Raw genomic sequence first — 13845 nt, forward strand, 5'->3', positions numbered from 1 at the left:
GAACCACCGAGGGGTCCCAACACGCCGTCTGGTGCATCGCCCAGACGGCGTGTCGGGACCCCTCGGTGGTCGAGCGGAAGGTCAGGTGCGTTTGCGCTTCTCGCGCACGCGCATGTTGAGCTGGATGGGCGTTCCCTCGAACCCGTAGACCTCGCGCAGCCTGCGGATGATGTACCGCCGGTATCCGGGGTCGAGGAACCCGGTGGTGAACACGACGAAGGTCGGCGGCCGGCTGGTGGCCTGCGTTCCGAACAGCACGCGAGGCTGCTTGCCGCCGCGGACGGGGTGCGGATGCGCCGCCGTGAGCTCGGCGAGGAAGGCGTTGAACTTGCCGGTGGGGATGCGGGTGTCCCATGACTCGAGCGCCTGCTCGAGGGCGGGCACCAGCTTCTCCAGGTGTCGTCCGGTACGAGCCGAGATGTTGACCCGCGGCGCCCACGAGACGTGGGCGAGGTCCTGCTCGATCTCGCGTTCGAGGTAGCGGCGGCGGTCGTCGTCGAGCAGGTCCCACTTGTTGAAGGCGAGAACGAGTGCTCGGCCCGATTCGAGCACGAGGTCGATGATGCGCACATCCTGCTCACTGATCGCTTCGGTCACGTCGAGCACGACGACGGCGACCTCGGCCTTCTCGAGGGCGGTCGAGGTGCGCAGCGAGGCGTAGAAGTCGGCGCCCTGCGCCAGGTGCACGCGACGCCGGATGCCGGCGGTGTCGACGAAGCGCCACACCTTGCCGGCGATCTCGACCTGCTCGTCGACCGGGTCGCGCGTGGTGCCCGCGAGCTCGTTGACGACCACGCGCTCCTCCCCCGCCGCCTTGTTCAGCAGCGAAGACTTGCCCACGTTCGGGCGGCCGACGATGGCGACGCGGCGGGGTCCGCCGACCTCCTGCTTGGCGACCGCGGACACCTCCGGGAGGGCCTTCAGGATGATGTCGAGCAGGTCGGCGACGCCGCGGCCGTGCAGTGCCGACACGGGCAGGGGCTCACCCAGGCCGAGCGACCAGAGGGCCGAAGCGTTGGGCTCCTGACGGAGGTCGTCCACCTTGTTGGCGGCGAGGAAGACGGGCTTGTCGGACTTGCGCAGCAGACGAACGACGTGCTCGTCGGTCGACGTGGCGCCGACGTTCGCGTCGACCACGAACAGCACGGCGTCGGCCAGGTCGATCGCGACCTCGGCCTGCGCTGCGACGGAAGCGTCGATGCCCTTGGCGTCGGGCTCCCAGCCGCCGGTGTCGACGAGCGTGAAACGGCGCCCGTTCCACTCCGCTTGATACGAGACCCTGTCGCGAGTGACACCGGGAGTGTCCTCCACGACGGCTTCGCGGCGGCCGAGGATGCGGTTCACGAGCGCCGACTTGCCCACGTTCGGGCGGCCGACGATCGCCAGCACGGGCAGCGCCGGAAGGTAGGTGATCGCGTCGGGGTCTTCGCTGACGGTCTCGAGGATGTCGATGTCGTCGTCTTCGAGCTGATACTCGTCGAGTCCGCTCCGCAGCGCCGCTGCGCGCTGGGTCGCCAGCTCCTCGTCGAGGTCGGTGAGACGCTCGACGAGGTCGTCGGCGCCGTCCGGCTCTTCCAGTTCGGTCTTGTCAGGCATGGGTTTCCTTCTGCACGACCGCGATGACCGCATCCACGGTCTGGTCGAAGTCAAGTTCGGTTGAATCGACGGTGGTCACACCGTCGGCGGCGTTCATGAAGTCCACGACTCGGGAGTCGGCGCGGTCACGGCGATGAAGCTGTTCGCCGACATGGGCGGCCGATTGGCCGACGAGTTCCGCGGAACGCCTGGCTATTCTAGCCTCTTCGCTGGCAGTGAGCAGGATGCGCACATCCGCGTCCGGGGCCACCACCGTCGTGATGTCACGCCCCTCGACCACGATGCCCGGCCTGTCGGTGTGCCGCATGATGTCTCGGAACAGCCCGGTGAGGTGTGTGCGCACCTCGGCGACCCGGGCGATCGCGCTGACCACGGCGGTCACGTCGGGCTCGCGGATGGCGTCCGTCACGTCGTGCGAGCCGACCGAGACGTGGTAGCCGTCGGGGTCGGTTCCGATGCGGAAGTCGAAGTCGGGCAGCGCGTCGACGACCGCTGCCGAGTCGGTCGGGTCGAGCTTCCGCTGCACCACGAACCAGCTGAGCGCGCGGTAGGCGGCGCCGGTGTCGAGGTAGGCGAATCCGAGCCGGCGGGCCGTGGCCTTGCTGACGCTCGACTTGCCGCTGCCGGCCGGCCCATCGACGGCGACGACGATCGTGCGGATGCCCGATCCCGTGGCCGTGTCGTTCGGGTTGCGGTCGCTCATCCGGCGATCCTCCATCCTCGTGCGCCGAGCTCGTCGACGGTGCGCTGTACGGCCTCGGGAAGCACGGAGATCTCGGCGAGACCCACCTGCGCACCCGGCGAGTGCTCGAGCCGCAGGTCTTCCAGGTTCACACCGATCTCGCCCAGCTCGGTGAACAAACGCCCGAGCTCGCCCGGCTTGTCGTCCACGAGCACGACGAGCTGCGTGAAACGTCTGTCCTGTCCGTGCTTGCCTGGCAACCGGGAGACCCCGACGTTGCCGCCGGCGAGCTCTTCGGCGAGCGACCGCCGGGCGCCGGCCGCACCGACGTCGCCGAGCGCGACGAGCACGCGGTCGAGGTCGTCGCGGTACGCGTGCAGGATCTCGACGACGGCCGGAGCGTTGGCGCCGAGGATCTGCACCCACAGCTCCGGCTCGCTGCCGGCGATGCGCGTCACGTCGCGCAGGCCCTGGCCGGCCAGCGCGAGCGCGGCATCCGTCGAGTCCGCGAGTCGTTTGGCCATCAGGCTCGAGACGATCTGCGGGGTGTGCGACACGAGGGCGACGGCGGCGTCGTGCGCGGCCGTCTCCATCTCGATCGGCGTCGCACCCAGGTCGAGGATCAGCGCCTCGACCAGGTTCACGCTGGCGCGGTCGTTCTCGGGCCGGGCGCAGACCACCCAGGGGCGGCCGTTGAAGAGATCGGCTCGCCCCGAACTGGGGCCGCCGCGCTCCCGGCCGGCGAGCGGATGCGAGCCGACGTACCGCGACAGATCGGTCGCCGCATCAGCGTGCCCTGAACCTGCCGTCTGCAGCTCGGACAGCGGCGCCACCTTCACACTGGCGACGTCGGTGACGACGGCATCCGGATGCGCTGCGAGCTCCGCCCGCACCACCGACGACACGAGGTCGGGCGGCACCGCGACCACGATCAACGCGGGCTCGGCGGTGCCGTCGTCGGCGCGACCCGCGCCGTAGTCGATGGCGAGATCGAGGTTGGCGGGAGAGGCGTCGGCGAGCAGCACATCGACGCCGCGAGCCCGGAGACCGAGCCCCACGGAGGCGCCGAGCAGACCGGCGCCGACGACGCGGACCGGCCCCGTCACCCGGGAGGTGCTGTCGTTCACTTCGAGTCCTTCTGGCGCGAGATGGTCAGCAGATCGCCGAGTTCCACCTTAGTGAGGTCGCGCATCTGACCGACCCGCAGGGTGCCGAGGTGCAGCGGCCCGAACTGCCGGCGCACCAGCTCGATCACCGGATGCCCGACCTCGGCCATCATGCGCCGCACGATGCGGTTGCGCCCGGAGTGCAGGGTCAGCTCCACCAGGCTGTCCTGGCTGGCCGAGCTGCGTTCGAGCAGCCTCGCCCTGTCGGCGGCGATGGGTCCGTCTTCGAGCTCGACGCCGCGTGTCAGCGTGGCGATCGTCTGAGGCGTCACGGCGCCGCGCACGCGCGCGATGTACGTCTTCGTCACCCCGAAGCTCGGATGCGCGAGCACGTGCGCGAGCTCGCCGTCGTTCGTGAGGACGAGCAGGCCCGAGGTCTCGGCATCCAGCCGCCCGACGTTGAACAGGCGCTCCTCGTAGCCGCCCGTGAACTGCCGCAGGTCAGGGCGCCCCTGTTCGTCGCGCAGCGAGCTGACCACACCGACCGGCTTGTTCAGCATCACGTACCGCCGGCTCGTGTCCAGCTGCACGGCCGACCCGTCGACGGCGACCTGGTCGGTCAGCGGGTCGACGCGGCGGCCGAGCTCGGTGACGACGACACCGTTGACGGTGACGCGTCCGGCGGAGATGAGGTCTTCGGAGACGCGTCGCGACGCCACTCCGGCCGCAGCCATGACCTTCTGCAGACGTTCGCCCTGAGGCTCTGTCGAATCAACGGACATCGCCATCGAACCCTTCGGTGCCGTCGGCGAGCAGCGGAGAGATCTTCGGCAGCTCGTCGATCGAATTGATTCCGAGCTGGCTGAGCAGCAGATCGGTCGTGCCGTAGTTGATGGCGCCGGTCTCGCTGTCGGTGAACATCTCGGTGATGAGACCCCGGCCGAGCAGCGTGCGCACGACCGAGTCGACGTTGACGGCGCGGATCGACGCGATCGCGCCGCGGCTGATCGGCTGCTTGTACGCGATCACGGCGAGCGTCTCGAGCGCGGCCTGCGACAGCTTGGTCGGGTTCTGCGCAAGCACGTAATCGGCCACCACGGCGTCGTACTCGGCTCTCACGTAGATGCGCCAGCCGCCGCCCACCTCCCGCAGCTCGAACCCTCGCCTGACGCCGCCGTCGACGCCGTCGAAGTCGGCGACGAGCGCATCCACCGCCGCGCGCACCCGCTTCACCGGGGCGCCGACCGCCGTGGCCAGCGTCACGACGCTCATCGGCTCGTCGGCGACCATGAGGATGGCCTCCAGGGCGCGCTCGAGATCGGCCTCGGCCACGGCCGGCTCGGCAGTCTCGGCCGACACCGCGGTCTCGGGCGACTCCGCCGTCTCGGTCGCTTCCAGATTCTCAACCGTCATAATCGGCTCCCAGGTTCGACAGGTTCTCTTCCGACCAGTGCTCGGCCGTCCAGCGCAGCGTCAGTTCGCCCAGGGGCTCCAGCTGTTCGAAGGCGATCGCGGCGTGCCGGTACAGCTCCAGCACGGCCAGAAAACGCGCGATGACGACGCCTTTCTGGTCGGCGCCGGCCACGAGCTGGCGAAACGTGAGCGATTCGCCGGAGCGCAGCATCCCGACCACGTGAGCGGCCTGCTCCCGGATGCTCACGAGCGGCGCGTGCAGGTGATCGAGGCCGACGACGGGGATCTCCCGCGGCGTGAGCGCGAGCGTTCCGAGGGCGGCGAAATCTTCGGGGGTGAGCGTCCACACGAGCTCCGGCGTGCGTTGACGGTACTTGTCTTCGAGCCGCACCGAGCGGGTGTGGCGCGTGGCCTCGGCCTCCAGCCCGGCCGCGAACCAGGCCGACGCCTCCTTGAACGCGCGGTACTGCAGCAGCCTCGCGAACAGGAGATCGCGCGCCTCGAGCAGCGCGACGTCTTCGGCGTCGACGAGTTCGCCCTGCGGCAGCAGCCCGGCGACCTTCAGGTCGAGCAGCGTCGCCGCGACGAGGAGGAACTCGCTCGCCTCGTCCAGGCTGTCGTCGGAGTCGAGCCCGCGCAGGTAGCTGATGAACTCGTCGGTGACCCGGCTGAGCGAGATCTCGGTGATGTCGAGCTCGTGCTTCGAGATCAGCGAGAGCAGCAGATCGAACGGACCCTCGAACTCGCCGAGCGCGACCCGGAAGGTGACGGCCTCGGCCGGCTCGCTCGGGGCCGGGCTAGGCGACGGCGCCACGCGAGATCAGTTCCCTCGCCAACTGGCGGTACGCCTCGGCGGCAGGGTGCTCGGGCGCGAACTGGGTGATCGGGGTGCCGGCGACCGACGCATCCGGAAACTTGACCGTGCGCGAGATCACCGTCTCCAGAACGTTGTCGCCGAACGCGTCGACGACCCGCTCCAGCACCTCGCGCGAGTGCAGCGTGCGCGAGTCGTACATGGTGGCGAGGATGCCGTCGAGCTCGATCGCGGGGTTCAGGCGCTCGCGCACCTTGTCGATCGTCTCGATGAGCAGCGCGACGCCGCGCAGCGCGAAATACTCGCACTCGAGCGGGATGAGCACGCCGTGCGCCGCCGTGAGCGCGTTGACGGTCAGGATGCCGAGCGACGGCTGGCAGTCGATGAGGATCACGTCGTAGTCGGCGCTCACCTTGCGCAGCACGCTGGCGAGGATCTGCTCGCGGGCGACCTCGTTCACGAGGTGCACCTCGGCGGCGGAGAGGTCGATGTTGGCCGGAATGATGTCGAGCCCCGGAGTGCCGGTGTGCTGGATGGCCTCCGCCGGCTCCTTCGACCGCGAGAGCAGCAGGTCGTAGATCGTCGTGACATCGTGCGTCTGCGCGCCGAGACCGGCGGAGAGTGCGCCCTGCGGGTCGAAATCGATCGCGAGCACGCGACGGCCGTACTCGGCGAGGGACGCACCCAGGCTGATGCTGGTCGTCGTCTTGCCGACGCCGCCCTTCTGGTTGCAGAGTGCGATGATGCGGGCGGGGCCGTGGCCCTTCAACGGGGACGGCTTGGCAAACGCGCGGAACGGACGGCCGGTGGGCCCGAGCTTGGCGATGGAGGTCTCATCCATGCCGGGGAGCTCTGTCCTTACCTCGTCGTTGCGCGTCACCTGCGTGTTCCTCGTCCCTCGTCGCGTCGCCGGTCGTGCGGCCCGTCACCAGCGCCCAGTCTAACGGCGCTGTCCCCACTCCGCGGGTCGCACCGCCGCGCATCCCCCTTGCCATCCCGCCGCATCCACCCCCGTCCGTTCGTGCGAAAAGCGCGGTTGGCGGGCCCCGGAGCGCGCGTTTCGCACGAACGGACAGGGTGGGAGAGGGCGGTCAGCGCGCGCGGGGGTGGGATGAGGTGTAGACGTCGCGCAGGGTGTCGGCGGTGACGAGGGTGTAGATCTGCGTGGTGGCGACGGAGGAGTGGCCGAGCAACTCTTGCACGACCCGCACATCCGCGCCACCGGCCAGAAGATGCGTGGCGAACGAGTGGCGCAGCGTGTGCGGTGAGATCTCGGCGTCGAGGTGCGCACGGTCGGCGGCGGCCCGGATGATGAGCCACGCGTTCTGGCGGGACACCCTCGCCCCGCGCATCCCGAGGAAGAGAGCGGGCGTTGCCCTCCCCCTGGTGGAGAGCGCCGGCCGCGCACGCACGAGGTAGGCGTCGATCGCGGCTCTCGCGTAGCTGCCGAGCGGAACGATCCGCTGCTTGTTGCCCTTGCCGGTGAGTCGCACGATGTCCTGGTCGATCACGTCGTCCACGTTGAGGTCGACGGCCTCGCTGACGCGGGCGCCCGTGGCGTAGAGGAGTTCGAGCAGCGCCTTGTCACGCAGCGCCTGCAGACTGTCGCCGTCGGTCGCCGCCAGCAGCGCAGCGACCTGGTCGACGCTGATCGCCTTGGGCAGCCGGCTGCCCGACTTCGGCGGCTTGACCTCGTGCGCCGCATCCGTGTCGACCAGGCCCTCGTCGAGGAGAAAGCGGTGGAAGCCCCGCACTGTCGACAGCATCCGCGCCAGCGACGACGCGATCAGCGGAGACTCCTCCCGCGTACCGAGCTGAATCGAGAACTGGGAGATGGTCGCCGGCGTGACCTCGCGAAGCTCGTCGATCCCCTGCTCGGCGAGCCAGCCCGAGTAGACGCCCAGGTCACGCCGGTACGCGGCGACGGTGTTCGCCGAGAGCCCGCGCTCGATCGAGACGTGCCGCAGGTAGGAGTCCACAGCCGCCTCGATCGTCATCGTGAGCCGATCAAGATCCGAGCTGGGGATGCCGTGGCCAGGGCTCGTCCGCCGCCCCGAGCTGCGCCCATCCGCTCTCCCGCGCCACCCGGGCGGAGAGCGCCCCGACGATCAGCGACGGATTCTGCACACGGCGCGACAGGATGGACTCCACGACGTCGTCGAGCGGCACCCAGCGCACCTCGATGTCGGCCTCCTCGTCGGAGCGGCCGAACGCCTCGGCCGTGGCGTGCACGCCCCGGGCCAGGTAGATGCGGATCGCCTCGTTGTTGCCGCCGGGCGTCGTGTAGAACTCGCCGAGCACGTTCCACGTGTCGGCGGTCAGATCGGCCTCTTCGGCGAGCTCGCGCTTCGCGGCGGCGAGCGGCTGCTCGCCCTTCACATCCAGCAGCCCCGCCGGAATCTCCCACTCCCGGTGACGCACCGGATGCCGGTACTGCTTGATCAGCAGCACGCGGTCGTCGTCGTCGAGAGCGAGCACCGCCACGGCGCCGGTGTGATCGACGTACTCACGGGTGATCGCGTCGCCGTTGTAGCGGAACTCGTCGCGCCGGACGTCCCAGATCTTTCCGTGGAAAGGAACCTCCGTCGACACGATCTCCGGAGAGAACGGCTCGTCGGCGAGAAGGTCGGACATCAGGCCTCTGCCGCGACTTCGAACAGACGGCTCGCCTTCTGGCGATCCAGGGCCGCGCCGACGAGACCGCGGAACAGCGGGTGCGCGCGGTTCGGCCGCGACCGCAGCTCCGGGTGAGCCTGCGTGCCCACGTAGAACGGGTGCACCTCGCGCGGCAGCTCGACGTACTCGACCAGGTGGCCGTCGGGCGACGTGCCCGAGAACCAGAGGCCCGCATCCGCGATCTGCTCGCGGTAGTTGTTGTTCACCTCGTAGCGGTGACGGTGACGCTCGCTCGCCTCGGGCGCGCCGTAGAGCTCCGCCACGATCGACCCCTCGGCGAGAGCGGCCGGGTAGAGGCCCAGACGCATGGTGCCGCCGAGGTCGCCGCCGGCGATGATCTCGACCTGCTCGGCCATCGTCGCGATGACAGGGAACTCGGTCTCCGGGTCGAACTCCGACGACGACGCCCCTTCGAGGCCGGCCTCGTGACGTGCGTACTCGATGACCATGCACTGCAGCCCGAGGCACAGCCCGAGCGCGGGGATGCCGTTCTCGCGCGCGAACCGCAGGGCGCCGAGCTTGCCCTCGATGCCGCGCACGCCGAAGCCGCCGGGAACGCAGATCGCGTCGATGTCGGACAGCATGTGGGCGGCGCCCTCGGCGGTCTGGCACTCGTCGGAGGCGATCCACTTGAGCTTGACCTTGGCTCCGTGCGCGAAGCCGCCCGCGCGCAATGCCTCCGTGACCGAGAGGTAGGCGTCGGGCAGGTCGATGTACTTGCCGACGAGACCGATGGTCACCTCGTGCTTGGGGTCGTGAACCGCGTTCAGCAGTTCGCTCCAGCCGTCCCAGTCGACCTCGCCGGCGTCGAGCCCCAGCTGGTCGATGATGTAGGCGTCGAGGCCCTGGTCGTGCAGCATGGTGGGGATGTCGTAGATGCTCGGCACGTCGACCGCGTTCACCACGGCGCCCTCGTCGACGTCGCACATCAGCGCGATCTTGCGCTTGTTCGACTCCGAGACGGGACGGTCGCTGCGCAGCACGAGCGCGTCGGGCTGGATTCCGATCGAGCGGAGGGCGGCGACGGAGTGCTGGGTGGGTTTGGTCTTCTGCTCGCCCGAGGCGTTCATGTACGGCACGAGGGAGACGTGCACGAAGAAGCAGTTCTTGCGGCCGAGCTCGTGGCGCACCTGGCGCGCCGACTCGATGAACGGCTGCGACTCGATGTCGCCGACCGTTCCGCCGATCTCGGTGATGATGACGTCGGGCTGCGGCTCACCGTCTTGTCCCGGCTGAGCCTGCAGACGCATCCGGCGCTTGATCTCGTCGGTGATGTGCGGGATGACCTGCACCGTGTCGCCGAGGTATTCGCCGCGACGCTCCTTGGCGATCACGTTCGAGTAGATCTGGCCGGTGGTCACGTTCGCCGACTGTCCGAGGTTGATGTCGAGGAACCGCTCGTAGTGGCCGATGTCGAGGTCGGTCTCCGCACCGTCGTCGGTGACGAACACCTCGCCGTGCTGGAACGGGTTCATCGTTCCGGGATCGACGTTGAGGTAGGGGTCGAGTTTCTGCATCACGACGCGGAGCCCGCGCGCCGTCAGAAGATTGCCGAGGCTGGCCGCTGTGAGGCCCTTGCCCAACGACGAAACGACACCACCTGTCACGAAAATGTGCTTGGTAATGCCGTTCGAATTGTCCGCGTCTGTTTTATCCACCACGGGCTTTTATCCTATCACCACGATCGGCGAAGTCGGTGGCCGGATGCGCGGCTCAGCGCCGCGCGCTGGCCATGTCGACGAGTTCGCGGGCGTGGGCGAGCCCGCTCTCCGAGTCGGGCAGCCCGGAGAGCAGGCGTGCCATCTCGGCGATGCGCTCCTCCCCCGTGAGCTGCCGGACGCTGGACTCGGTGACGGAGCCGTCGCTGCCTTTGACCACGGTGAGGTGGTTGCCGGCGAACGCGGCCACCTGGGCGAGGTGCGTCACGACGATCACCTGCGAGTTCTCCGCGAGTCTCGCCAGCCGGCGCCCGATCTCGATCGCCGACGCGCCACCGACGCCAGCGTCGATCTCGTCGAAGATGAAGGTCGGAACCGGGTCGCTGCCCGCGATGACGACCTCGATCGCCAGCATCACGCGCGAGAGCTCTCCGCCCGACGCGCCCTTGCCGAGCGGTCGGGGTTCGGCGCCGGAGTGCGGCTGCAGCAGGATGGCGACCTGGTCGCGTCCGCTCGCCGTGTACTCGTCGCGCTCGGTGAGCTCCACCACCACGCGGGCGTCGGCCATCGCCAGCGCCGTCAGTTCGTCGGAGACGGCCGCGCTCAACCGCTCCGCCGCCTCTCGACGCTGAGCGGTGAGACCGGCGGCGAGCTCCTCCACGAGCGCCTCGTCGGCCTCGACCTCCGCGCGCAGCTGGTCGATGCGCTCCGAGTCTCCGTCCAACTCGAACAGCCGCGAGCTGCCCGTCTCGAGCGCCTCGATGACGTCGTCGAGGGTCGGCCCGTACTTGCGCACGAGGGTGGCCAGTTCTGCCCGCCTCTCCTGCACGATCTCCAACTCACGAGCCCCCTCGGTGTCGAGCGTCGCCAGGTAGGTCGAGAGCTGCGCGGCGACGTCCGAAACGAGGTAGTTCGCGTTCGCGACCGCCTCCGTCACCTCCACGAGGGCGGAGTCGTGGGCGGAGACGCGCTCGAGCTGGCGGCGGGCGTTGTCGAGCAGGCCGAGCACATCCGCACCCTCCGACTCTTCGGCGGAGAGCAGCTCGCGCGCCGTCGCCGCAGCGAGTCGCAGGTCTTCGAGGTTGGTCAAGCGCTCCGCCCGCCCCGCGAGTTCTTCGTCTTCGCCGGGTTGGGGCGCGACGGCCTCGATCTCCGCCATCGCGATGCGCAGGTCTTCGGCCTCGCGCGCGCGCCGCTCCTGGTCGGCGACGAGCTCTTCGAGCTCTGAGCGGTTGTCGCGCCAGCGGTGGAACACGTGCGAGTAGGTGTCGATGGCATCGGCCAGGGGCGCCCCGGCGAAGCGGTCGAGCGCCTCGCGCTGTGCAACGGCCGACCGCAGCCGGATCTGGTCGGACTGCCCGTGCACCACGACGAGCTGCCCGCCGAGCTCGGTCAGCACGCTCACGGGAGCGCTGCGACCGCCCACCACGGCGCGCGAGCGCCCCTCTGCGGAGACCGAGCGGGAGAGCACGAGCTCGGCCGCTCCGGAGCCGAGGGGATCGACGTCGCCGCCGGCGTCTCGCACCCTCTCGACCACGTCACCGCCGTCGGCGACCCGCCACCGGCCTTCGACCCACGCCTGCGGGCTGCCGAGACGCACGGCGCCGGTGTCGGCGCGTTCGCCGAGCAGCAGCCCGAGCGCCGACACGACCATCGTCTTGCCTGCACCGGTCTCGCCCGTGATCGCCGTGAACCCCGGCCCGAGCGGCAGTGAAGCGTCTGCGATGACGCCCAGGTCTTTGATCGAGATCTCCTCGATGCCCCCACGCGTCTCAGTCACGTCCGGCCGGCCCTCTCCACCCGGTGACCGGAAGGTCGAACTTCTGCACCAGGCGATCGGTGAACGGCCCGGGATGCAGGCGGGCGAGTCGCACCGGGATCGGCGAGCGCCGCACGACCACGCGGGCGCCGGGAGGCAGGTCGTAGGCCCGGCGTCCGTCGCACCAGAGGATTCCCTCCCCCTCGGCGCGCTCGAGCAGTTCGACGGCGAGCGAGGAATCGGCGTCGACCACGAGCGGCCGCGAGAACAGGGCGTGGGCGCTCAAGGGCACCAGGAGCAGCGCGGCGACACCCGGCCACACGACCGGGCCGCCCGCGGAGAACGAATAGGCGGTGGACCCCGTCGGGGTCGACATGACGACACCGTCGCAGCCGAAGCTCGACATGGGGCGGCCGTCGACCTCGATGACGACCTCGAGCATCCTCTCGCGGCTGGCCTTCTCGACGGTGGCCTCGTTGAGCGCCCAGCTCTCGTAGACGACCTCTTTGCCGACCTTCACCCGGGCCGAGAGGGTCATGCGCTCCTCGACCTCGTAGTCTTTGGCGAGCCCGCGCTCGACCGCGAGCTTCAGGTCGTCGCGCTCGCTCTCGGCCAGAAAGCCCACGTGACCGAGGTTGACGCCGAGCAGCGGCGCCGAGCATCCCCGCACCAGCTCGGCGGCGCGCAGGATGGTGCCGTCGCCGCCCAGCACGATCACGAGCTCGAGCTCGCTCGGCATCACGTCGACGCCGAGAACGGCCACCTGATCGAAGCTCGGCTCAGCGGCCAGCACGTCGCGGCGCTCGTCTTCGCTGAGCACCGGGATGACGCCCGCGTCGATCAGCTGGGCGCACACCTGCACCCCTGCTTCGAGAGAATCTTGGCGACCGGTGTGCGCGACGATGAGGATGTACCGTGCGGGTGCATCCATTCGCCTCACACTCCCAGTTCTCGGTCGATTCGGTCTACCCATTCTGTCTGATCATGCGCGCCCGTGGGTGAACCGGTGCCGGGCTGTGGAAGAAAACGCCGCTGTGGACAACCACTGAGCGCCCCATCCGCAGATCCGCTCACCCTCGCAGCGTGATCGACTCGACCTGGCCGAGCCACTCGGTCGGATTCGTGCCGACCGCCGCGCTCAACCACACCAGGTACTCGTGGTTGCCCTGGCTGCCCGCGATCGGCGACGGCACGACTCCTGCCGTGCCGACCCCGAGGTCATGGGCCGCCCAGAGCACACTGGTGACCGCCTCGGTGCGCAGCACCGGATCGCGCACGATGCCCTCCTTGATGCCGGTGCGCCCCACCTCGAACTGCGGTTTCACCAGCAGCACGAAATCGGCGTCGGCGGCGGCCGTGGCCACCAGGGCGGGCAGCACCTGGGTCAGCGAGATGAACGAGAGGTCGCCGACGACGAGCCCCGGTCTCACGGTGTCGCCGGTCAGGCCGGCGAGCACATCGGCGGTGAGCGACCGGGCGTTCACGCCCTCGAACGACCGCAACCTCGGCTCGAGAGCGAGGGTCGGCGAGAGCTGACCGTGACCGACATCGACGGCGACGACCTCGGTCGCGCCGCGTTCGAGCAGCACCTGGCTGAATCCGCCGGTGGATGCGCCGACATCGAGGGCGGTGCGACCCGCGACCGGCACACCGAACGCATCCAGAGCCGCGATCAGCTTGTGCGCACCGCGACTGACGTAGTGGTCGGCGCCGGCCACGACGATCACCTGGTCGGCGCGCACCTTCACCGACGCACGAACAGCAGCGCGGCCGTCGACCGTGACGAGGCCCTCGGCGATGATCGTCGCCGCGTGCGACCGCGAGCGCGCCAGGCCCCGGGCCGCGAGGGCCACATCCAGTCGCACCTCGGTGTCGGGCGGCGTCGCCTCGAACGGATCGTCAGCCATGCCGTTGAACGTCTCCGCCCTCGAGTTCGGCGCGCAGCTCGTCGTGCACCTGCGAGTATGCGTCGGCCCGCGAGGCGAGCGGCTGGTCTTCGATCAGGTTCAGCCGCGACACCAGCGCCGCCTCCGCACCGGCCGCGTCACTCGCACCGGCCGCGTCGCCCGCGTCGTGGTTCGCGTCGTCGTTCCGCTGAGCATCCATCCCCCTACGCTACGCGAAACGAGGGGTCCCGACAC

The 13845-nt window shown here is 69.7% G+C and carries 14 protein-coding genes; all 14 read right to left on the reverse strand.

Going from position 1 to position 13845, the window contains the following annotated elements:
• Positions 1-81: 81 nt before the first annotated feature.
• A complete protein-coding gene (gene der, locus ACFVWR_RS18105) occupies positions 82-1596 on the reverse strand; it encodes a ribosome biogenesis GTPase Der (protein ID WP_387215460.1) in 1515 nt (504 codons plus the stop codon).
• Complete coding sequence (gene cmk, locus ACFVWR_RS18110) at positions 1589-2299, reverse strand: (d)CMP kinase (protein WP_387215463.1); 711 nt, start codon at positions 2297-2299, stop codon at positions 1589-1591. Before cmk ends, der begins: the two co-directional genes overlap by 8 nt.
• Positions 2296-3405, reverse strand: a complete 1110-nt coding sequence (locus ACFVWR_RS18115; protein ID WP_387215466.1) for a prephenate dehydrogenase — start codon at positions 3403-3405, stop codon at positions 2296-2298. The genes cmk and ACFVWR_RS18115 overlap by 4 nt, the downstream gene beginning before the upstream one ends.
• On the reverse strand, positions 3402-4166 hold the full coding sequence (locus tag ACFVWR_RS18120; RefSeq protein ID WP_387215469.1) for a pseudouridine synthase: 765 nt from the start codon (positions 4164-4166) through the stop codon (positions 3402-3404). The genes ACFVWR_RS18115 and ACFVWR_RS18120 overlap by 4 nt, the downstream gene beginning before the upstream one ends.
• Entirely contained in the window at positions 4156-4797 is a 642-nt protein-coding gene (gene scpB, locus ACFVWR_RS18125) for an SMC-Scp complex subunit ScpB (protein ID WP_387215472.1), read from the reverse strand. Before scpB ends, ACFVWR_RS18120 begins: the two co-directional genes overlap by 11 nt.
• Positions 4787-5611, reverse strand: a complete 825-nt coding sequence (locus ACFVWR_RS18130; RefSeq protein WP_387215475.1) for a segregation and condensation protein A — start codon at positions 5609-5611, stop codon at positions 4787-4789. The genes scpB and ACFVWR_RS18130 overlap by 11 nt, the downstream gene beginning before the upstream one ends.
• On the reverse strand, positions 5595-6491 hold the full coding sequence (locus tag ACFVWR_RS18135) for a ParA family protein (protein WP_387215478.1): 897 nt from the start codon (positions 6489-6491) through the stop codon (positions 5595-5597). Before ACFVWR_RS18135 ends, ACFVWR_RS18130 begins: the two co-directional genes overlap by 17 nt.
• A gap of 211 nt (positions 6492-6702) precedes the next feature.
• Complete coding sequence (xerD, locus tag ACFVWR_RS18140) at positions 6703-7608, reverse strand: site-specific tyrosine recombinase XerD (RefSeq protein WP_387215481.1); 906 nt, start codon at positions 7606-7608, stop codon at positions 6703-6705.
• A 10-nt stretch (positions 7609-7618) separates the two neighbouring features.
• A complete protein-coding gene (locus ACFVWR_RS18145; RefSeq protein ID WP_387215484.1) occupies positions 7619-8245 on the reverse strand; it encodes an NUDIX domain-containing protein in 627 nt (208 codons plus the stop codon).
• Positions 8245-9948 carry a CTP synthase gene (locus tag ACFVWR_RS18150; RefSeq protein ID WP_387215487.1) on the reverse strand — a complete coding sequence of 568 codons (1704 nt, stop codon included), beginning with the start codon at positions 9946-9948 and terminating at the stop codon, positions 8245-8247. The genes ACFVWR_RS18145 and ACFVWR_RS18150 overlap by 1 nt, the downstream gene beginning before the upstream one ends.
• A gap of 52 nt (positions 9949-10000) precedes the next feature.
• Positions 10001-11725, reverse strand: coding sequence for a DNA repair protein RecN (recN, locus tag ACFVWR_RS18155; protein WP_387215490.1), 1725 nt, complete (start codon positions 11723-11725; stop codon positions 10001-10003).
• Positions 11718-12635, reverse strand: coding sequence for an NAD kinase (locus tag ACFVWR_RS18160; RefSeq protein WP_387215493.1), 918 nt, complete (start codon positions 12633-12635; stop codon positions 11718-11720). Before ACFVWR_RS18160 ends, recN begins: the two co-directional genes overlap by 8 nt.
• A gap of 139 nt (positions 12636-12774) precedes the next feature.
• A complete protein-coding gene (locus ACFVWR_RS18165) occupies positions 12775-13611 on the reverse strand; it encodes a TlyA family RNA methyltransferase (protein WP_387215496.1) in 837 nt (278 codons plus the stop codon).
• Positions 13604-13810 (reverse strand): hypothetical protein, encoded by a 207-nt coding sequence (locus ACFVWR_RS18170; RefSeq protein ID WP_387215499.1) that lies wholly within the window; start codon positions 13808-13810, stop codon positions 13604-13606. Before ACFVWR_RS18170 ends, ACFVWR_RS18165 begins: the two co-directional genes overlap by 8 nt.
• Positions 13811-13845: the final 35 nt, after the last annotated feature.

This window comes from Leifsonia sp. NPDC058292 (genome assembly GCF_042880955.1).
GTDB lineage: Bacteria > Actinomycetota > Actinomycetes > Actinomycetales > Microbacteriaceae > Leifsonia.